Here is a 1419-nt window from a genome sequence, read left to right on the forward strand (position 1 = left end):
CCTAATGCCGTTAAGTTAAGCGGCAAGTTCAGCAACGATCGCTTGTAAACGAGGCCGCGGGCTGTTAACCTGCGGCCTTCATGTTATCTGAATCCCTGCCACTTGTTACTGTCGACTTGGCAGCCCCTGACTGGAGGCGGCTGGGCGAGCATCTTCCCGCCGAGTGGATCGAGGCGGCCCTGAACTATTCTGGCAAGGCCAGCATCCGCCAGCGGCGTTTGCCCGCGCAGCAGGTAGTATGGCTGGTGATTGCGCTGGCCTTGTACCGACACCGATCAGTACGTCAAGTGCTGGCGGAACTGGATTTGGCTTTACCGGACCTGGAGGACCGCTGTGTGACCGATAGCGCCGCAACCCAGGCGCGGCAGCGGCTTGGCGAGGAGCCGCTGGCCTGGTTGTTCGCCGCCTCGGCCCGGCGCTGGCACCAGCAGGATGAGCAGCGGTATCAGTTCAAGGGCCTGCAACTTCTTGCCATGGACGGGACCACACTCAAGCTGGCCGACAGTTCCGAAAACCGGGACCATTTCGGCGCACCGCATTACGTGGGCGACGCCACTGCCAGCTATCCCCATGCGCGTTTGGTCACATTGTGCGTGCTCGATACCCAACTCGTTCTGGCGGCGGGTTTTGGCACTTACCGTCAAAGCGAAATCACCTTCGCACGGGACCTATTGGCGGATATCCCCGACCACTCATTAACGGTCTTCGATCGCGGTTTTCTGGGAGCCGAACTACTCTGCAAGCTCGGCGGTAATGGGCAAGAGCGCCACTTTCTGGTGCCAGCGAAGGCCAACACGCGCTGGACCCTGATCGAAGGCGATGAGAAAGACGGCGTGGTGGAGATGAAAGTCTCAGCTGCAGCACGCAAACGAGATCCGGACCTGCCCGCACACTGGCGCGCACGGGCCGTTCTGACGCCTACGCCGCAGGGGCGGCTCGTTTATCTTTTGACTTCGCTGCTGGACCGTCGACGCTTTCCTGCCGATCAATTGCGCCAATGCTACGGCCGGCGCTGGCAAATCGAGACGAGCTACCGCGAGATCAAGCAATCCATGATGGGCATGGCGCTGAGCCTGCGCAGCCTGAGTGTGGAATCGACCCGACAAGAGATCTGGGGCACGCTTCTCGCGTACAACCTGGTACGCCTGGAAATGGCGCGCACCGCTGAACAAGCCAAGTGCGCCCCTAGTGATATCAGCTTTGTGTTCGCCTTGTCAGCATTTCAATTCGAGATGCAGCATGTCGCGGCCTTGCAGGCCCAAGGAAACATACCTGGCGTCTTGAAACGTATGCGTGAAAGGATGCTACTCGAACTGAATGTCTACCGACCCGGCCGAAAGTTCGACCGGGTCACTAAAGCCAAGCCCCAGCGTTATCCCGAGCGCCGCCTTCGAAGAACCTTAACTTAACGGCATTAGG

1 protein-coding gene is annotated in these 1419 nt (G+C 59.6%); it reads left to right on the top strand.

Annotated elements, in window-relative coordinates:
• Positions 1 to 80: 80 nt before the first annotated feature.
• On the top strand, positions 81 to 1409 hold the full coding sequence (locus ASC93_RS27295) for an IS4 family transposase (RefSeq protein ID WP_056450188.1): 1329 nt from the start codon (positions 81 to 83) through the stop codon (positions 1407 to 1409).
• Positions 1410 to 1419 lie beyond the last annotated feature (10 nt).

Source organism: Massilia sp. Root335 (assembly GCF_001425685.1).
In the GTDB taxonomy this organism is placed as follows: Bacteria; Pseudomonadota; Gammaproteobacteria; order Burkholderiales; family Burkholderiaceae_D; genus Telluria; species Telluria luteola.

Excerpts from the sequence above, each read along its gene's own strand:
- ASC93_RS27295 (WP_056450188.1), top strand. The coding sequence starts at position 81 with ATGTTATCTGAATCCCTGCCACTTGTTACTGTCGACTTGGCAGCCCCT.